The organism is Cellulomonas sp. zg-ZUI22 (assembly GCF_017353535.1).
GTDB lineage: Bacteria > Actinomycetota > Actinomycetes > Actinomycetales > Cellulomonadaceae > Cellulomonas > Cellulomonas wangleii.
On sequence record NZ_JAFMUZ010000001.1, the window covers coordinates 70,430 to 87,789 of the forward strand.

18 protein-coding genes and 1 riboswitch are annotated in these 17,360 nt (G+C 73.2%); of the genes, 2 read left to right on the plus strand and 16 right to left on the minus strand.

The genetic code is table 11. The features are described 5' to 3' along the window. Positions 1–84: 84 nt before the first annotated feature. The 6 genes from J1G43_RS00370 to J1G43_RS00395 all read right to left on the minus strand — a co-directional run bounded on the left by J1G43_RS00370 (position 85) and on the right by J1G43_RS00395 (position 4,839). Complete coding sequence (locus J1G43_RS00370) at positions 85–537, minus strand: VOC family protein (RefSeq protein WP_207340214.1); 453 nt, start codon at positions 535–537, stop codon at positions 85–87. A 68-nt stretch (positions 538–605) separates the two neighbouring features. Beyond that, positions 606–1,250: a hypothetical protein gene (locus J1G43_RS00375; protein ID WP_207340213.1), complete on the minus strand. Its 645-nt coding sequence runs from the start codon at positions 1,248–1,250 to the stop codon at positions 606–608. Between the two features lie 105 nt (positions 1,251–1,355). Beyond that, a complete protein-coding gene (locus J1G43_RS00380; protein ID WP_207340212.1) occupies positions 1,356–1,925 on the minus strand; it encodes a small multidrug efflux protein in 570 nt (189 codons plus the stop codon). A gap of 79 nt (positions 1,926–2,004) precedes the next feature. Further along, positions 2,005–2,784 carry a MerR family transcriptional regulator gene (locus J1G43_RS00385; RefSeq protein ID WP_207340211.1) on the minus strand — a complete coding sequence of 260 codons (780 nt, stop codon included), beginning with the start codon at positions 2,782–2,784 and terminating at the stop codon, positions 2,005–2,007. 36 nt (positions 2,785–2,820) lie between these two features. Further along, positions 2,821–3,339 carry a MarR family winged helix-turn-helix transcriptional regulator gene (locus tag J1G43_RS18810; RefSeq protein WP_207340210.1) on the minus strand — a complete coding sequence of 173 codons (519 nt, stop codon included), beginning with the start codon at positions 3,337–3,339 and terminating at the stop codon, positions 2,821–2,823. A 57-nt stretch (positions 3,340–3,396) separates the two neighbouring features. Continuing rightward, entirely contained in the window at positions 3,397–4,839 is a 1,443-nt protein-coding gene (locus J1G43_RS00395) for an MFS transporter (protein WP_207340309.1), read from the minus strand. Between the two features lie 288 nt (positions 4,840–5,127). Between J1G43_RS00395 and J1G43_RS00400 the strand changes: the two genes are divergently transcribed. Both J1G43_RS00400 and J1G43_RS00405 read left to right on the plus strand, forming a co-directional pair. Next, on the plus strand, positions 5,128–6,984 hold the full coding sequence (locus tag J1G43_RS00400; RefSeq protein ID WP_207378243.1) for an ABC transporter ATP-binding protein: 1,857 nt from the start codon (positions 5,128–5,130) through the stop codon (positions 6,982–6,984). 91 nt (positions 6,985–7,075) lie between these two features. Next, complete coding sequence (locus J1G43_RS00405) at positions 7,076–7,306, plus strand: hypothetical protein (protein ID WP_207340209.1); 231 nt, start codon at positions 7,076–7,078, stop codon at positions 7,304–7,306. A gap of 222 nt (positions 7,307–7,528) precedes the next feature. Here J1G43_RS00405 and J1G43_RS00410 read toward each other — a convergent pair whose 3' ends face one another. The 10 genes from J1G43_RS00410 to J1G43_RS00455 all read right to left on the minus strand — a co-directional run bounded on the left by J1G43_RS00410 (position 7,529) and on the right by J1G43_RS00455 (position 17,193). Then, positions 7,529–7,918 (minus strand): hypothetical protein, encoded by a 390-nt coding sequence (locus tag J1G43_RS00410; RefSeq protein ID WP_207340207.1) that lies wholly within the window; start codon positions 7,916–7,918, stop codon positions 7,529–7,531. 535 nt (positions 7,919–8,453) lie between these two features. Beyond that, positions 8,454–9,164: a YqjF family protein gene (locus tag J1G43_RS00415; protein ID WP_207369605.1), complete on the minus strand. Its 711-nt coding sequence runs from the start codon at positions 9,162–9,164 to the stop codon at positions 8,454–8,456. Positions 9,165–9,296: 132 nt separating this feature from the next. Further along, the gene (locus tag J1G43_RS00420) at positions 9,297–9,626 is read right to left on the minus strand and encodes a multidrug efflux SMR transporter (RefSeq protein WP_249670685.1); all 330 of its coding nucleotides are present in this window, start codon (positions 9,624–9,626) and stop codon (positions 9,297–9,299) included. 12 nt (positions 9,627–9,638) lie between these two features. Then, positions 9,639–9,711, minus strand: a riboswitch (guanidine-III (ykkC-III) riboswitch). 177 nt (positions 9,712–9,888) lie between these two features. Beyond that, positions 9,889–10,398 (minus strand): ribose-5-phosphate isomerase, encoded by a 510-nt coding sequence (locus J1G43_RS00425; protein WP_207377726.1) that lies wholly within the window; start codon positions 10,396–10,398, stop codon positions 9,889–9,891. Continuing rightward, complete coding sequence (locus J1G43_RS00430) at positions 10,395–12,161, minus strand: dihydroxyacetone kinase family protein (RefSeq protein ID WP_307859426.1); 1,767 nt, start codon at positions 12,159–12,161, stop codon at positions 10,395–10,397. Before J1G43_RS00430 ends, J1G43_RS00425 begins: the two co-directional genes overlap by 4 nt. Then, the gene (locus tag J1G43_RS00435; RefSeq protein WP_207340202.1) at positions 12,155–13,042 is read right to left on the minus strand and encodes an NAD(P)-dependent oxidoreductase; all 888 of its coding nucleotides are present in this window, start codon (positions 13,040–13,042) and stop codon (positions 12,155–12,157) included. Before J1G43_RS00435 ends, J1G43_RS00430 begins: the two co-directional genes overlap by 7 nt. Then, positions 13,039–13,998 (minus strand): sugar phosphate isomerase/epimerase, encoded by a 960-nt coding sequence (locus J1G43_RS00440; RefSeq protein ID WP_207369607.1) that lies wholly within the window; start codon positions 13,996–13,998, stop codon positions 13,039–13,041. Before J1G43_RS00440 ends, J1G43_RS00435 begins: the two co-directional genes overlap by 4 nt. Positions 13,999–14,039: 41 nt before the next feature. Further along, on the minus strand, positions 14,040–14,921 hold the full coding sequence (locus tag J1G43_RS00445; protein ID WP_207340200.1) for a carbohydrate ABC transporter permease: 882 nt from the start codon (positions 14,919–14,921) through the stop codon (positions 14,040–14,042). Beyond that, entirely contained in the window at positions 14,921–15,868 is a 948-nt protein-coding gene (locus J1G43_RS00450; protein WP_207369608.1) for a carbohydrate ABC transporter permease, read from the minus strand. Before J1G43_RS00450 ends, J1G43_RS00445 begins: the two co-directional genes overlap by 1 nt. Next, positions 15,865–17,193 carry an ABC transporter substrate-binding protein gene (locus J1G43_RS00455; protein ID WP_207369609.1) on the minus strand — a complete coding sequence of 443 codons (1,329 nt, stop codon included), beginning with the start codon at positions 17,191–17,193 and terminating at the stop codon, positions 15,865–15,867. The genes J1G43_RS00450 and J1G43_RS00455 overlap by 4 nt, the downstream gene beginning before the upstream one ends. Positions 17,194–17,360: the final 167 nt, after the last annotated feature.

The following is a 17,360-nucleotide window of genomic DNA, read 5'->3' on the forward strand; positions in this document are numbered from 1 at the left end:
CCGGGGCTCACGCGGCCGCGAGGGCGGCGACGAGGCCGATCCCCAGCACGCCGCGACGCGTCGGCGGACGACGCGTCGGTTCGCTCACAGGAACAGGCAGAACGGGTGGCCGTCCGGGTCGAGCATGACGCGCACCTCGTCCTGCGGCTGCGGTGACGCCTCGCGCGCGCCGCACTCCAGCGCCCACGCGACGGCGGCGGGCAGGTCGTCGACCTGGATGTCCAGGTGCTGGGTCGAGCGCTGCTCGCCGGGGCGCGCGGGCCACACCGGTGGGCTCCACTCACGCTCGTGCTCGAGGTTGATCGTCATGCCCACGTCCCCCGGCAAGGGCTGGACCTGGGCCCAGCTGATGCCGAGCGGGTCGTCGGGCGCCGCCTCGTCGAGGTGCGTGATCCGCCCGCCGAGCAGCCGCGCGTAGAACCGCGCGGCCTCGTGCGGACGCGGTGTGCTGATGCTGATCGACGTGGCGCGCAGGCGAGGCGCCCCGCTGGAGACGTGCTCACCGGGCGGGATCGTGCCGAAGGTGTCGTCGCTCATGGCCCGATGCTGGCACCGGGGTGCGGCATCCGCACCCGACCCGGCGGGCCGTGGTCACCTCCCGGTCGCTACTCGCCGCCGCTGAAGAACCCGCCGTCGAGGATCCGGCTGTAGCGCAGCCGCAGCGCGCGCTCGGTGCTCGCGGCGATCGTGGCGACCACGAGCGCGATGTTCGCCGTCTCCGGCAGGCGGAACGGGCCGGTCCACGGGCCGATGACCTGCGCGACGGGCGGGATCGCGGTGAGCTGCTCGACGATCTGCGGGGCGCCCAGCACGAGCGCGACGAGCAGCACGCTCACCGACGCGAGCGCCAGCGCGCGGCTCAGCGCCGGGTGGTTCCGGTCCAGGCGGGCACGCCACCCCTCGGCCGAGGCCGGGTCGGGCACGAGCTGCCGCACCGACCCGTCGTGCCGCACGTGGTGGATGCGCCGCAGCCCGTACCCGCTGGTCGCGACCTCGATCGCGCCGTCCGGCACCGGGAAGGCCGCGGGGAGCGTCGCCGTGGCGTGGCGCAGACCGTCGAGGTAGAGCTCGGCCCGCACCTCGCCGTCGTCGTCACCGCCGTGCCGGACGTCGACGGACCAGGTGCGCGGTGCACCGGCCGGGTCAGTCAGGTGCAGGTGGAACAGGGAGCGGGTGAGCAGCTGCCAGGGGCGGTAGGGCGTCAGCGCGTGCCCGTCGCCGGGCTGCACCGTCGCGGTCCTGCGTGTCATGGGTCCTCCTCGTTGTCCTCCGGTTCGGGTGTGCGGGTGCCGCCGCGGCCACAGGGGCCGCGACGGCGACATCGCTGCGAGTTCCCGATCCGGGGTCTCATGTCGTCAGACCCCCACGACGTGGGTGAGCGCGAGCCAGAGCCCCACCGTGGTCAGGGTCGTCCACAGCACGATGGCCACGGCCTGCCAGAGCAGGACCCAGCGGCGGGGGCTCCCGCCGGCGACGAGGATCGCCGCGGTGAACTGCGTCGGGATCGCGAACGGACCGAGGATGCTCGCCCCGGGGACGCCGAAGCGGTTGAGCCACGTGAGGACGCGCTGGCGCCCCTTCGAGAGCGGCTGGGCGGGCTCCGGTTCGGCGAACCCGTCGACCGCCTGGATGTCCGGGGTGGCCGGGCCGCCGACGGTCGCCTTCACGCGCGTCCGGTGGACGACGGCCGTGCGGGCCCGTGCGGTGAACGCGACCACGAGGGCCACGGACAGGAAGTTGCCGGTGGCGGCGGCGACGCCCGCGACGGCCGGATGCAGCCCTCCGACGAGCCCGACCATCGCGCCGAGCTCCCCCTCGACGAATGGGATGGCGCCGGCGAGCGCGACGATGAAGGGCTGGAAGAACTCGGGCACCTGGGCCACGAGCTCCTGGAACCTGACGATGAGCTCCTGCAACGAGGTCATGATGTCGTCTCCTGTGCGAGTCACGGATCGAGCGGTTCTCGATCACGACCCGAGGAGACACCGTGTTCTCGGAACAGGGTCAAGGGGTGGGTGGCGACCCCTCCCCGTCGGCGTCGCCGCGCGCCGCCAGGACCTCCTGCGCGATCTGGTGCCCGAGGACGGCGGCGCGTGTCAGCACGTCCCGCTGCGCCGGGTTGTACAGCGCCGTCACGGCCTCGACGAACGTCTCCTGCGCGACGCGCCCGCTCGTCGCCAGGTGCCCGGCCGGGTCGCTGAGCCACGGGTAGTCGACGAGGTTGCGCGCGATGCCCTGCGCGATCGTCTCGGCGAGACGCTGGCGCGTCGGCTCGTCCGCGTCGGGGGGCAGCGCGTCGAGCTCCTTGCCGTCGTCGCCGGCCTCGGCGTCCTCGGCGACCATGTCCCGCAGGTCGGCCAGCGCGCTCTCGTCGTAGAGCTTGGAGTAGATGTGGATGACCGACCTGTCGACCTCCGAGAGGTGCTCCGCCACCGACGCGAACCCCGCGGGCACGTCGGGCGGCGCGTTGTTGCTGAGGATCGCGGCGATCTCGCCCCGCGCCTGCTGCAGCTGCTCGATCTTCGCGGCGAGGTCGGCGTCCACCTCGCGCAGCCGATCCGCCGTGCCCGCGCTGTCGGCCACGCGGTCGACCTCGGAGAGCGGCACGCCCAGCTCGGCGAGGCGCCGGATCCGCAGCAGGCGCACCAGGTGCGGCACGCCGTACTTCTTGTACCCGTTGTACCGGCGGTCGGGCTCGGCGAGCAGGCCGAGCCGGTGGTAGTGCCGGATCGTGTTGACGGTCGTCCCCGCCAGGTCGGCAAGCTCGCTGGTGCTCCAGGCCATGGGGCGCTCCTCGTCTGCCGGCGGTGCCGAAGTCTGTCAGTCGCGGGCGACCCGCCGCAGCAGGTCCAGCAGCGTGCGCTGCTCGTCGGCGTCGAGCACCTCGAGCCGCGCGCGGGCACCCTCGTGGCGGCGTGCGGACATGCGGTCGAGCAGGTCGTGGCCGGCGTCGGTGAGGTCGACGAGCGTCGCGCGCCGGTCGTCGGGGTCGGGGACGCGCCGGACCCAGCCGTCCTGCTCGGCCTGGTCGACCTTCGAGGTCACGGAGCGGGGCGCGACGTCGAGGGCGACGGCCAGCTCGCCGAGGCGCTGCGGGCGGTCGCACCGGTCGAGGGTGCGCAGCAGGCGCAGCTGACCGGGCGTGATGTCGTCGCCGAGCCGTTCGGCGGCGTCCCGGCGGACCGTGCGCAGCACGTCGTGCAGGAGCTCGAGGAGCTCCTCGGACGGCTCGGAGGGACGGTTCCGGTCGGGTCGGGGCCGTCCCGCGGTGCCCGCGGGGGGCGCGCAGTCACCCGGGCGCGGCTGGTCGCCGTCCGGTTCCTGCGCGTCGTCCGTCACGCCTCGAGGTTACCGGGGAACCCTCGAGAGGTGACCATCACTCACGGTGAGGCACGCTCAGCGGTCGTTCGGCAGGGCGGCCTCCTGGACCACCGGCCGCCCGCCCTCGCCGTCACGTTCCTCGGAGGCACCGGCCACCGACGCCGCGCCGACCGGGGCCCCTTCCCCACCGGAGCCGTCCGGGTCCCCCGGGTCCTGCGGCGCTGCCTCCCGGTACGTCCGCGAGATCGTCCGGTACGCCCGTGAGCGGAGCCCGAGCGCGGCGACGAGCGCCATCGTCAGACCGCCGACGAGGAACACGAGCCCGATGCCGCGGGCCTCGCCCTCGCCGAGCAGCGGGCGCAGTGCCTCCCGGCCCGCGTCCGAGCGTGCGTACGGCAGGATCCACACCTCGGCGAGGGGCGCCACGAGGAACGCCGCCACCGGCGCGGCGGCGCTCTCCAGCGCCATCGCCAGGCCGAACACCCGGCCCTGCCGCTCGAACGGCACTACCCGTTGCAGCACCGTCTGCTCGGTGGCCTCGACGACGGGGATGAGGCACATGTAGAGGAAGAGCCCGGCGACGTACAGCACCGCCGACTCCCGGACGGTGAACGTCGCCCCCAGCACCCCCATGACGACGACGACGAGCAGCATCGTCCGCATCGGGTTGCGCCCCAGGCCCCGGGCCGCCACCACCGCACCACCGACGAGGAAGCCGGTCGAGCCGAGCGCGAGCATGAACCCCCACATCTCGACCGAGAACAGCTCCAGCCCGTAGGGGTCCATGAGCGCCATGTAGATGCCGCCGATGAGGTTGTTGAAGGTCGCGAACACGATGAGCGCGAACAGGCCCTGCGCGGCCCGCACGACGGCGATCGACCCGCGCAGGTCGATCGCCGCGCGACCCGTCCCCTCCGTCGCGGCGGCGACCCGGTCACCGGGGAAGCGCACGACCATCAGGTGCGCGATCGTCAGCACGAGGAGGCCGAGGACGACGACGACGGTGCCGCCCATGCCCAGCAGCGCGATCGACAGGCCGCTGACGACGCTCGTCGCGATGAACGAGATCCCCTGCACGGTGCCGACCAGGCCGTTCGCCCGCGCGCGGTCCTCGTCCGGGACGAGGATCGTCACGCTCGTCGACAGCGCGAGGTTGCGCATGTGCTCGACGACCGCACCGATGAGGATGATGCCCGCGAAGACCCAGAACCACGGCGCGCCGAGGTCGAGAAGCGTCCGTTCCGGCACGAGCAGGAAGACCCCGCCGGCGAGCGAGAACGCGAGCAACGAGAACACCGTCGAGGCCCGCATGACGACGAGTTTGCGGTGGTGGTCGACGAAGCTGCCGAAGAAGACGGCGCTGAACGAGACGGCGAGCATGTACGCCCCGCCGATGAGGCCGGTGGCCAGCACGGAGCGGGTCTCGAGGTACGCCCAGAACGTGAGGGCCCACCACAGGTAGTTCGTCGTGAGGTTGGCCACCGCGGTGTTGGCGAGCAGGTGGGCGAAGGTGCGCATCGCGGTCGGCGGGGAGCTGCCGTCGTCGGGCACGGGAGACCTCCTGGGCGGGTGACGTCTGCCGGGGTCGACCGTCGCCGGCCGCAGAAGTCGTCGGGGTACCGGCGCCTCGGCGGTGCCGATCCCGTACATCCTCAGGATGCGGGTGGCCGGACGGCGACGGAATACCTGAGAGGTGACTATTGCTCATGGTGAGGTAACCTCAGCATGTTGCGCGGATCGACCCCCGCCCTCCGACCCCTGGAGGTCCTCTTGACCCACCCCGGACCCGTCCCCGGCGGCCGTGGGATGCGTGGCTTCAGCCAGGACCGTGACGTCGCGCGCCAGCGCCTCGCCCCCGGCACCCTGCGCCGCATCCTCACCTTCGCCCGCCCGTACCGCGCCCAGCTCGCGGTCTTCCTCGTCCTCATCGCGCTCGGCGCCGCCGCCGGCGCCGCCACCCCCTGGCTGTTCCAGCGGCTCATCGACGACGGTATCGCCGCCGGTGACACCCGCCTCGTCGTCGGCATCGCCGCCGTCGTCGCCGCGCTCGCCGTCGTGTCCGCCGCGCTCGGCGTCGGCGAGCGCTGGGTGTCCGCCCGCATCGGCGAGGGCCTCATCCACGACCTGCGCACGGCGGTCTTCGACCACGTGCAGCGCATGCCGCTGGCCTTCTTCAGCCGCGCGAAGACCGGCGCGCTCGTCCAGCGCCTCAACGGCGACGTGCTGGGCGCGCAGCAGGCCTTCACCGCGACGCTGTCCAACGTCGTCAGCAACTCCCTGACCATCGTCTTCGTGCTCGCCGCGATGCTGTCGATGTCGTGGCAGCTCACGCTGCTCTCGCTCGTCCTCGTGCCGGTGTTCGTGCTGCCCGCGCGGTGGTTCGGACGCAGGATCGCCGGGATCACGCGCGAGTCCTACGAGCTCAACGCCGACGCGTCCCAGACCATGACCGAGCGGTTCAACGTCGCCGGCGCGCACCTCGTCAAGGTCTTCGGCGACCCCGCCCGGGAGTCCGCGGCCTACGCCGAGCAGACGGCCCGCGTGCGGGACATCGGCGTCAAGCGCGCCCTGTACTCGACGTGGTTCCGCATCGGCCTGACCACGGTGGCGGCGATCGCCACGGCCGTCGTCTACGGCGTCGGCGGCCTGCTCGCGATCCGGGGCGAGCTCACCGTCGGTGTCGTCGTCGCCCTCGCCGCGTACCTCGGCCGCCTGTACGGCCCGCTGACGGCCATGTCGAACGTGCAGGTCGACGTCATGACGGCCCTCGTGTCGTTCGAGCGCGTCCTGGAGGTGCTCGACCTCGAGCCCACCGTCAGCGAGAAGCCCGACGCGACGGACCTGCGCGCGGCCGTGGCGGCGCACGGCGCGACCCTCGAGCTCGACCACGTCGGGTTCCGCTACCCGTCCGCCGACGAGGTCTCGCTGGCCTCCCTGGAGTCGGTGGCGACGCTGAGCCGGGACCCGGTGGCCGACACGCTGCGTGACATCACGTTCCAGGTGCCCGCCGGGGCGATGGTCGCACTCGTCGGGCCGTCGGGTGCCGGCAAGACGACGATCTCGCAGCTCGTCACGCGCATGTACGACCCGACGCGCGGCGCCGTGCGCATCGCCGGGCAGGACCTGCGCGACGTCACCGCCGCATCCCTGCGCGACACGGTCGGCGTCGTCAGCCAGGAGGCGCACCTCTTCCACGACACCATCGCGGGCAACCTGCGCTTCGCGCGTCCCGACGCGACCGACGACGACATCGAGCAGGCCCTGCGCGGCGCGCACGTGTGGAACCTCGTCGCGTCCCTGCCCGAGGGCATCGAGACCGTCGTCGGCGACCGCGGCTACCGCCTGTCCGGCGGTGAGCGGCAGCGCCTCGCGATCGCACGCCTGCTGCTCAAGGCCCCCGACGTCGTCGTGCTCGACGAGGCCACCGCGCACCTGGACTCCGAGTCCGAGGCCGCCGTCCAGGCCGCCCTCGACGAGGCGCTGGTCGGGCGGACGTCCCTGGTCATCGCGCACCGGCTGTCGACCGTGCGGCAGGCGGACCTCATCGTCGTCGTCGACGCCGGGCAGGTCGTCGAGACCGGCACCCACGCCGAGCTGCTGGCGCGCGGCGGGCTGTACGCGGACCTGTACCGAACGCAGTTCGCGCCGGCGGCGGTGGCCTGACCCGCCGGACGGGCCGGCGGTACGTGCACCATGAGAGCCACCCCTGCTGCCCGTCGACCTCTCGGAGGCCGAGGAACCCGACGTCTACATCGTGCGCCTCTGGAGCCCTCTCGGGTCACCGCACGCGGCCTGGGCTGTCGACGAGTGGACGATCGTCGATGCCAGAGACGTCCTCGAGGTGCTCGAGTGGGCGAACGAGGCGGCCGACGGTGCGCCCCTGGAGGTGTTCACCCAGGCGTCCGCGACATCGCCCCGCCTGCGCCTCCTCGGGGAGGGCCCGCCGACCGACGTCCGGGTGGACATCCCGTTGACGTCCTCGTGAACGGCAGACGGCCTCGCATGACCGCTCGCCGGGATCATCGCTCTTCGTCGGTGCGAGCGATCCCGTACGTGACCTCGCCGCGGTGTTCCCCGGTCTGCAAGACCCCGACTGGGAGCAGGACATGGCACTCGTCGACGGGGCGTGCGCGCGGCCGTCAGTGGACGGGTCACAGCCCGGCCACGCAGGCGAGGCCCCTGAGGACGAGCAGGATCTTCACGCCGCTCAAGGCCCCCGACGTCCGCTGCGCAGCTCGACCGAAGGCTCGGGTGCGTCGATCACCATGCGGCCGAAGTCGCCGATCAGGGTGAAGGTGTCGGCCGACCGGTCCAATGTGTCGATCGAACCGTAGTCCCGCTCGCCAGTGGCATCCACAGCCGGGCAGACCTCACTTTGGTGCTCCCAGCTGAGGGACCGAACGCCGGCGAAGCGCAGAGTGCCGCGCTGATAGCAGTACTGCTCTCCGGCCGCGGGCGTGCGGTACAGCGGATGGGACTCCAGAAGCACGAAGTCCGCGGTCAGCTCGACGATGCCCGGCCGCGCGACGACGTCCAGGATCCAGCTGTCCTCCAGGTAGAGATCCCTGAGAGCGTCAAGGTCCCAGTACGTGCCCATGCCACCTCGACAGTGCCCTGGTGATCAGAATGTGGTCCGCTGAAGACTCCCACGTCAGTGGACGAGCTCCAGCCCGACCACGCAGGCCGCGATCCCGAGGATGAGCAGGATCCTCACCCGGCTCGCGGGCGTGGTACGCGTCGCCATCGCGAACGCGACGGTCCCGGACGAGTGACCCCTCGGACCGGTCAGGGCGGTAGCCCAGACGCCGTGACGGCCTCCACGCGGGCCTGACGCGCACGTCGTACACGCCCCCGTCGTGATGTCCACACGCCCCCTACCTTCGCCACGACGTCAGCAGCTTGAACACCACACCCCCGGTGACCAGCACACCCACGAACGCACCGACGACGACCCTCGGGTGCGTGGCGTGACCGTTCAGTGCGGCGTAGAGACGCCACCGTCATCAGCGGCACCAGGACGTAGAGCAGGACCGCGGTGAACCCCCGCGGGCGCTCGTCCTCCCGTTCGCCATGGACCTCCTCCTGCGGGGTGATCACCCCGGTGGCGTCGAACACGTTGATCATCGAGTCGCTCACGTGCGCGGCAGCAGCCGCGGCGCACCGGCGCGCACGTCGACGCCGGGCGACCACACCACGTGCGGCGCCCCGGACGGCGCGGGCAGCCCGCACACCTGCGGCAGGTCGGTCTCGAGCCGCTCGACCGTCGCAGCGTGCAGGGGCCACGGCGGGTGCGCGACAGGTGCCCGCCACAGGCGTCCCGCGCGGCGCCCGTAGGCGTTCCACCTGCCCGTGACCGACACCAGCCAGGGGTCGGGGGCCAGCCGCGCACCGGGCACCACGCGCAGGTCGAGCATGCCGCCGTCCCGGCCGCGGGCGCGGTAGCGCGTCGCGTCGCCGCCGTCCTCGACGCGTCCCGACGCCATCCGGTACGGCACCCCCGCCGCGCGCAGGCCCACCACGACGGCCGGCCGCGTGCACAGCAGCCGGAGGAACCACAGGCCGTCGGTGCCGCTCGCCGGGTGGCGCACGTAGGTGCGGACGTTCACCTCGACGAACCGCGACCACGCCGGCGGGGTCGGCAGCCCCGGGACACGCGGGTCCCGCATGACGAACGGGGTGATCCCCACCCACGCGGCGCCGTCGAGGACCTGCGGCTCCAGCCCCGGCGGCAGGTGCGCGGCCACGACCTGCGGAGGGTACGCCCAGTGGACGAAGGTGAGGGTCTCCCACCGCATGAGCGCGACGGGCACCCGGATGGGCGCGTCGGGCAGCCGGCCGCTCACCGCGTGCCCCGCCGTGCGCCCCGCGCCGCGTCCATCGGTACCACCCGTCGGTCGCCGGCCGTCGTCCCGCCCCATCGTCGCGCGGCGCGGCGGCGGCGGCACGACGAGCCGCGGGTGCGCTGCGGCTCGGCGTCAGTGCACGAGCTTCAGCCCGATGACGCACCCGACGATCCCGAGGATGAGCAGGATCTTCACCAGGCTCGCGGGCTCGGCACCCGTCACCATCGCGAACGCGACGGTCACGGACGCGCCGATCCCGACCCACACGGCGTACGACGTGCCGGTGGGCAGCTCACGCATCGCGTAGGCCAGGCCGCCCATGGACACGAGCAGCCCGAGGCCGAAGACGACCGTCGGGCCGAGCCGGGTGAACCCCTCGGAGCGGCCGAGGGCGGTGGCCCAGACGGCCTCGAACAGCCCGGACACGACGAGCACGATCCAGGCGACGGACGTGGTGGACACGGCAGACCTCCGGCGGCTGCCGTCTTGTCGCTCTCCGGGTACGGCGCCCCTCGTCCGGGGGCCCGTGCGATGAGTCGGGCCCGGACCCATGCTCGCACGCCACGCAGCAGGCGGGACCCTCGCCGCCACGAGGGCGTCGCCGACCGCACGCGGGTGGCGACGCCGGCCTCACGGCCAGGGCGTCGCCGACCTCACGGCGTCGCCGGCCACCGGGACCCCGGGCGCAGGAGTCCCCTCCCGCTCCTACGCCCGGGTCCTTCGGTCAGCAGCCCTCGGTGCCGCTCTCGGCCGCAGCGGCGTCCGGCGCCGTCGCACCCTCGGCCTCGTACCCGCGGATCACGTCGACCTTGGCGGCGGACGCCGACGTCGTGTCGAACTCGTGGTCCAGCCACTCGCGGACCAGCACCTTCGCGAGCTCCAGGCCGATGACGCGCTGTCCCAGGCAGAGCACCTGCGCGTCGTTGGACAGCACGGAGCGCTGCACCGAGAAGGTGTCGTGCGCCGTCACCGCGCGGACGCCGGGCACCTTGTTGGCGGCGATCGCCATGCCCAGGCCGGTGCCGCACACCAGCAGGGCCCGGTCGGCCGCGCCCTCGGCGACCTTGCGGGCCGCCGCCACCGCCACGTGCGGGTACGCGGTGTCGTCGTCGGCGTGCACGCCGACGTCCTCGACGACCTCGACGCGCGGGTCGGCGCGCAGCAGGTCGGCGAGCGCGTCCTTGTACGTCAGGCCGGCCTCGTCGGCACCGACCACGATCCTCGCGACGCTCATGACGTCTCCTCTCCCTCGGGTACCACGGTCGACCGGACGGCCGCCACGATCGCGGCGAACGACACGGCTCCGGGGTCGGGCGTGCCCACGCTGCGCTCGGCGAGCGGACGTGCGCGGCCGAGGCGCGGACGCAGGTCCGCGGTGGCCTGCGCCGCGGTGCGTGCGGCCTCGATCGCCGCGTCCCACGCCGCTGCGGGCGCCTGGCCCGCACCCGCGGCCTGCTCGAGCGCGGCGGCGAACGGCTCGGCGGCGTCGACCATGGTCTTGTCGCCCGGCTGCGCGCCACCCAGCGTGACGACGGCGGCGACGCCTGCGCGGGCGGCCGCGGCCACCCGTGCGGACGGGTCCGCCACCGGTCGGGCGGCGAGCGCGTGCGCGACGGCGCCGATGCCCGCGCCCCACAGGACGCCGGAGGTGCCACCGGCGCGGTCGGCCCAGGCGCGGCCCGCGTCCCGCAGGCACGCGACCGCTCCGTGGCCCGCGTCGGCGGCTGCTGCGGCAGCGTCCGCCGCGGCGCCCGCACCGCGGAGCATGCCGCGGCCGTGGTCACCGTCGCCGGCGACGGCGTCCAGCCGGCCCAGCTCGGGCTCGAGCTCCGTGAGGACCTCGCGGACGCGCGCCAGCGCCGCGACGACGATCTGCGCCTCGGCCGCGTCCGTGGGGTCGAGGACCCGGGCCGCGTCCTGCGACGGCGTGGTCGTGGCCGATTCCGTCCGCTCCGCAGCCGGCGCCGAGGGCGGCGTGGCCGTGGTGCCGGTGACCCCGGCCTGACCCCGCCGGTAGGCCGGGGTGTGCGCGGGCGCGCACCACCAGCGCTCGAGGTCGTCGTCGAGCCACACGAGCGTCAGCGAGCAGCCCGACATGTCGAGGCTCGTGACGAGCTCGCCGACGTCCGGCTGCACGGCCTGGAGCCCCGCGGCGTCGAGCAGCGGGCGCACGGCGCGCCAGAGGACGAACAGCTCCTCGTACTTGGTGCGGCCGAGCCCGTTGAGCACGACGCCCACGCGCGGACCCGCGTCGGTGGGCTTCTCGCTCAGGAGCCGCTCGACCAGGAGGGCGGCGAGCTCGCTCGCGGTGCACGCGGGCATCTCGCCGATCCCCGGCTCGCCGTGGATGCCGACGCCCAGCCCGACCGTGCCCTCGGGCACGGTGAACAGGGGCTGCTCGGCACCGGGCAGCGTGCAGCCGTCGAACGCGACGCCCAGCGTGCGGGTGCGGTCGTTGGCGTGGCGGGCCGCGGCGACGACCTCGTCGAACGACAGGCCCTCCGCGGCGGCCGCCCCGGCGACCTTGAACACGACGTGGTCGCCCGCGATGCCGCGGCGGCGGTGCGCCTCGTCGGCCGGTGCGGACGCGACGTCGTCGGTCACGACGAGGAACTCCGCGGGGATGCCGCGCGAGCGCAGCTCGTCGCGGGCGAGCGTGAAGTTCATGACGTCGCCGGCGTAGTTGCCGGTGAGCAGGAGCACGCCCGCGTCACCCGCGGCCGCCGCGCCGACCGACACCGCGTCGGCCGTCGACGGCGACGTGAACACGTTGCCGACGACCGCGCCGTGCGCGTAGCCGGGGCCGACCAGGCCGCAGAACGCCGGGTAGTGCCCCGACCCGCCGCCGACGACGACCGCGACCTCGGACGCCGGCGCGGGCGTGGCCCGCACGACACCGCCGGGCACGCGCCGCACCTGGTCGGCGTACAGGTCGACGAACCCGTCCAGCGCGTCGTCGACGAACCGTGCCGGGTCGTCGGCCAGGGGCCTCACCACGTCCGCTCCTTGGCCAGCATCGTCGCGACGACCGAGTCGTCGGACGCGTCGTGGCCGGCGGCGGACACCGTGCGGTAGAGCTGCTCGGCGGCCGCGGCGACGGGCGTGGCGACCTTCAGCTGCCGCGTCAGGTCCCCGACGATCCCCATGTCCTTGCCGATGACGTCGAGGCGCGAGCGCAGCGGCGGGGTCTCGCCGCGCAGCTGCGCGGCGATGCGCGGGCCGCGGTCGGCGAGCATGAACGACGCCGCCGCGCCCTGGCCGAGCACCTCGATGCACGCGTCGAGGTCGAGGCCCATGCGGTGCGCGAGGGCCAGCGCCTCGGACGCCGCGGCCGTGTGGATGCCGCACAGCAGCTGGTTGACGGTCTTGAGCTGCTGACCTGCGCCGATGCCGCCCACGACGGTGAGCGACGAGGACATCGCGTCGAGCACGGGCTGCGCGGCCGCGAGGGCCGCGTCGTCCGCGCCGACCATGATGAGCAGGTCGCCGTTGCCGGCGCGCACGGGGCCGCCGGACACGGGCGCGTCGACCGTGAGGATGCCGCGCGCGGCGAGCGCTGCGGCGACCGACACGACCGCGGCCTCCCCCACCGTCGACGTCACGACCACGACGGCGCCGGCGGCCAGCGAGTCCGCGACCCCGCCCTCGCCGAGCACGAGCGCGTCGAGCTGGGCCCCGTCCCGCACCCCCACGACGACGACGTCGGTCCCGGCGCACGCCTCCGCGACCGTCGCCGCGCCGGTGGCGCCCGCCTCCACGGCGAGCGCGACGCGCTCGGGGGCGATGTCGAACGCGACCACGTCGAACGTCCGCGCGAGCGCGGTGGCCATGGGCAGCCCCATGGCCCCGAGCCCGAGGACCGCGACCCGGGCGCTCATCGGGCGGCCGCCGCGTTGCGCAGGACCTGCTCGCGCGCCTCGCCCGTCGCCACCGCGAGCATGCGGCGGATGTACCGCGCGTTGCGCGCGGACACCGACAGCCCGTCGCCGCCGTAGTGCTCGACGCAGAACGGCCCGGTGAACCCGGCGTCGACGGCGGTGCGGATGGCGGTGCGGTAGCTCACCATGCCCATCTCCATGGGGGCGGGCAGCGCGACGTACGACCCGGTGCTGCGGTCCTCGTCGCGGAAGTAGCTCTTCACGTGCCAGTAGTTCGACACCGGCAGGCACGCGGCGACGGCCGCCTGGAAGTCCTCGATGGGCCGGTGCAGGCGGATGAGGTTGCCGAGGTCGGGGTTGAGGCCGACGCTCGGGTGGTCGATGTCCTTCACGAGGCGGACGGCCGACTCGGCGGTCCCGAGCAGGGTGTCCTCGTACATCTCGAGCGACAGCTCGACGCCGACCGAGGCGGCGTGCTCGCCGAGCTCGCGCAGCCGGGAGACCGCGAGCGCCCACGTCTCGGGGTCGGTCGAGTCGGCCGGCCCCTCCTCGGTCCAGAACCACAGCACCTCGCGCTGCGCCGGCAGCAGCGGGCGGTGCAGCCCGACGCTGACGATCTTGGTGCCGAGCGCGGCCGCCGCGTCGATCGTGCGGTGCGAGTACGCGAGGTTCTCGTCGCCCGTCTCGGGGTCGATCACCGAGCGGCGGATCGCGGACAGCGCGATCGGGTCCAGCCCGACGGTCGCCAGCGCCTCGCGCAGCTCCTCGATGCGCGCCGGCGACAGGTCGCCCGGCTGGATCCAGGAGTCGGTGAGGTCGACCTCCGTGAACCCCTCGTACGCCACCTGGGCGAGGTGGTCGACCCAGGTGTCGGCCGGGGCGTCCTGCGAGGCGGGGAACGGGAGCATCGCGGCGGCGATCGGCCACCGGTCGCTGGTGAGGCGGGTGTCGGACATCGTGGACGGACCTTCTTCGGTTGTCGGGACGGTGGGCGTCGTCACTTGCCGAAGCCGGCGGTGAGGCCGGCGACGAGCTGACGACGTCCGATGACGTACAGCAGGAAGATCGGCAGGGCCGACAGTACGACGGCGGCCATGACGGCGGGGACGTTGATGGTGAGCTCGCCCTGGAACGCCCACAGCGCGAGCGGCAGCACGCGCTGCTCGGGGCTCTGGGTGAGCACGAGGGGGAAGAGGAAGCCGTTCCACGCGTTGAGGCCGTCGTAGATGGCGACCGTCGCGATGGCGGGGCGGCTCAGCGGCAGCACGAGGCGGGTGAGCACCTGCCACTCCCCCGCGCCGTCCACGCGCATCGACTCGAACAGCTCCTTGGGGATGTCCCGCAGGAAGTTCACCAGGATGATCACGGTGATCGGCACCGCGAACGCCGCGGTGGGGAGCACGAGCGCCAGGAGCGTGTCGTACAGCCCCATCTTGGTGATCATGTAGAAGATCGGGACGATCGCGGCCTGCAGCGGGATCGCCAGACCCAGCAGGAACAGCGAGAACGACCGGGCCACGAACCGCGAGGTGTTGCGCGTGATCGTGTACGCCGCGAGCAGCGCGACGACGATGGTCAGGGCGACGGCGCCCACGGTGACGACCACCGAGTTGAGCAGGTAGCGGTCGAACCCGCTGTCGATGACCTGGCGGTAGCTGTCGAGCGTCGGCTCGGTGGGCAGCCCCAGCGGGTGGTCGGTGAAGAAGTGCTGCTGCGTGCGCAGGCTCGTCACCACCACCCAGTACACGGGCACGATGACGACGGAGAGCCACAGCAGCGAGCCGACGCCGGCGGGCAGGTTGGGGCGGATCCGGTCGCGGCGGCGCGGCGGGGCCTCCGCGGTGGAGGTGGCGGGGCGCACGGCCTCGGTGGTGACCATCACATGCCCTCCTGCTGGCTCTGCATCCGGGTGAAGCCGGACAGGCGTGTCAGGCCGAGGGACAGCGCCAGGCCGACGACGGCGAGGATGGTGGCGATCGCGCTGGCCCGGCCCATCTCGGTGGCGGTGAAGCCGGTGAGGTACATGTGCAGCGGCAGCAGCCGCGTCGCGTAGCCCGGGCCGCCGGCGGTGAGCACGAAGACGAGGTCGAAGTACGTCAGCGAACCCACGAGCATGAGCGTCGACGACGTGACGATCGTGTACCTCAGCTGCGGCATCGTGATCGAGAAGAACCGGCGCACGGTGCCCGCGCCGTCGAGCTGCGCCGCCTCGTACAGCGAGCCGGGGATCTGCCGCGCGCCCGCCTGGTACAGCAGCGTGTGCAGCGGCACGAAGTGCCACGCGATGATGAGGATCACGGCGATGAGCACGGTGTTCGGGTCACCGAGCCAGCTGTGCCGCAGGAACCCCGGGCCGGCCGGCCCCGCGAGACCGAAGTTCGGGTCCAGCAGGTTCTTGAACACCAGCGCGACGGCGGACGACGACATCAGCAGGGCGATGAAGTACACCGCGGCCATCCACGCCCGCCACCGGCCGCGCGGCGCCAGGTAGACGCCCAGCAGGAGGCTCAGCGGCGTCTGGACGAGCCAGGTGCCGACCATCACCTGCAGCGTGATCCACAGGGTGAGCCAGGTGACGTGGTCGGTGAGGACCGCGCCCCAGTTGTCGAGGCCGAGCCAGGCGGGTGTGCCCAGCCCGTTCCACGAGGTGAACGACAGCGCGACGGCGCCGCCGAGGGGGACGAGCGCGAACCCGCCGAACAGGATCAGTGCGGGTGCGAGCAGCCACGCCGAGACCGGCTGCCGCTCGCTGCGTCGCCGCGCGGGGGCACCGCCCCCGCGGGTGCCGGCGGCACCCGCGGGGACGGCAGGGAGGGTGGTCGTCACTTCGCGTCCAGCGTCGCGTTCATCGCCGACACGAACTCCTCCGGCGTGGTCTGCAGCAGGAACACGCGGTCGAGGTGGGTCGTGAGCTGCTCGGCCTGCGACGGGCTGATCGCCTGGTCCCAGGAGAGCTGGAAGTGCGGTGCGGCCTCGGTGAGGTCGACGACCATCTCGGCGAACGTGTCCTCGCGCTCGGTGATCTGGTCGCGCGCGGTGGTGACGCCCGGGACCGCGGACCGGTCGAGGATCTCGCCGATGTACTCCTCGTTCATCACCTGCTCGGCGAGGAACGCCAGCACCGTCTCCTTGTGCTCGTCGCTCGCCGAGGCGTTGACGGACCAGAAGTTCGACGGGTTGCCCACCAGGTTGGCCGGGTCCCCGGCACCGCCGTCGTAGGCGGGGAAGGGGACGGCCTTGAGGTCGCCGGACTCCACGAAGTCCGGTGCGGCGGTCTTGATGTTGGAGTACGCCTGCGACAGGACGACCATCATCGCGGCGCGCCCGGTGTAGAGCAGCGCGTCGGCCGCGCCGGTCTCGTAGGCGATCGACGCGTAGTCGTCGACGAAGCCGCCGGCCTCCACGAGGGTCTGGATCTCGGTGAGCGCCTGCGTGACCGCCGGGTGGGACCACGCGTCGGGCTCGTTCGCCACGATCGCGTCGAACACCTCAGGCCCGCCGATGCGGTCGACGAGGTACCCCAGGTAGGGCAGCTGCGGCCACTTGGACTGGCCGGCGAGGGCGATCGGGGCGATGCCCTCCTCCTCGAACACGGGCACGAGGTCGAGCAGCTCGTCCCAGGTCGTGGGCGGCTCGGCGCCGACCTGCCGGAAGACCGCGTCGTTGTAGAGGATGACGACGGGCTGGATGTTGTTGATCGCGGCCCCGTAGACCTTGCCGTCGAACGTCACGGTGTCGAGCACCGACGGCAGGTACCGGTCGGTGATCGCGGGGTCCTCGATGGGCTCGACGTAGCCGGCGTCGACGTACGTCTTCAGCGCCGCGCCGCCCCAGCTGAACATCAGGTCGGGGCCCTGGCCGGCACCGAGGGCGATGCGGAGCTTGTCCTTGTAGCCCTGGTTGCCGAACATCTGCAGCTCGATGGGGCGGTCGGGGTGCTCCTCGTTCCAGCGGTCGACCGCGGCGAGGTACGACTCCGACTGACCGCCCTCGAGACCCCAGACGATCGCGGCGTCGCCGCTGCCGCCGGGGGCGGCGGTGCCGCCGTCACCGAGCTGGGGCGTCGTACCGGATCCGCAGGCCGCCAGGGCGAGGGCGACGCCGACGACGGCGGCGGTCGCGCGCACCCGCCGCGCAATGGTGGAACTCATCGTTGAGACTCCAGTTCTCCTCGTCGAAAACTTTTCGCCCTGGGGGGCGACGCTTTCACCGTAGGTTTCGCCCGTCGCCCGTGTCAACGCGCCGATCTCACCCACCGGCACCGCTGAAACGGATCAACGGTCACCTTGAAGTTTTCGGTCGGGGACGGTTACGTTCG

Excerpts from the sequence above, each read along its gene's own strand:
- J1G43_RS00370 (WP_207340214.1), bottom strand. The coding sequence starts at position 537 with ATGAGCGACGACACCTTCGGCACGATCCCGCCCGGTGAGCACGTCTCC.
- J1G43_RS00455 (WP_207369609.1), bottom strand. The coding sequence starts at position 17,193 with ATGAGTTCCACCATTGCGCGGCGGGTGCGCGCGACCGCCGCCGTCGTC.
- J1G43_RS00435 (WP_207340202.1), bottom strand. The coding sequence starts at position 13,042 with ATGAGCGCCCGGGTCGCGGTCCTCGGGCTCGGGGCCATGGGGCTGCCC.
- J1G43_RS00425 (WP_207377726.1), bottom strand. The coding sequence starts at position 10,398 with ATGAGCGTCGCGAGGATCGTGGTCGGTGCCGACGAGGCCGGCCTGACG.
- J1G43_RS00395 (WP_207340309.1), bottom strand. The coding sequence starts at position 4,839 with ATGCGCACCTTCGCCCACCTGCTCGCCAACACCGCGGTGGCCAACCTC.
- J1G43_RS00400 (WP_207378243.1), top strand. The coding sequence starts at position 5,128 with ATGCGTGGCTTCAGCCAGGACCGTGACGTCGCGCGCCAGCGCCTCGCC.
- J1G43_RS00410 (WP_207340207.1), bottom strand. The coding sequence starts at position 7,918 with ATGGGCACGTACTGGGACCTTGACGCTCTCAGGGATCTCTACCTGGAG.
- J1G43_RS00375 (WP_207340213.1), bottom strand. The coding sequence starts at position 1,250 with ATGACACGCAGGACCGCGACGGTGCAGCCCGGCGACGGGCACGCGCTG.
- J1G43_RS00385 (WP_207340211.1), bottom strand. The coding sequence starts at position 2,784 with ATGGCCTGGAGCACCAGCGAGCTTGCCGACCTGGCGGGGACGACCGTC.
- J1G43_RS00380 (WP_207340212.1), bottom strand. The coding sequence starts at position 1,925 with ATGACCTCGTTGCAGGAGCTCATCGTCAGGTTCCAGGAGCTCGTGGCC.
- J1G43_RS00440 (WP_207369607.1), bottom strand. The coding sequence starts at position 13,998 with ATGTCCGACACCCGCCTCACCAGCGACCGGTGGCCGATCGCCGCCGCG.
- J1G43_RS00445 (WP_207340200.1), bottom strand. The coding sequence starts at position 14,921 with ATGGTCACCACCGAGGCCGTGCGCCCCGCCACCTCCACCGCGGAGGCC.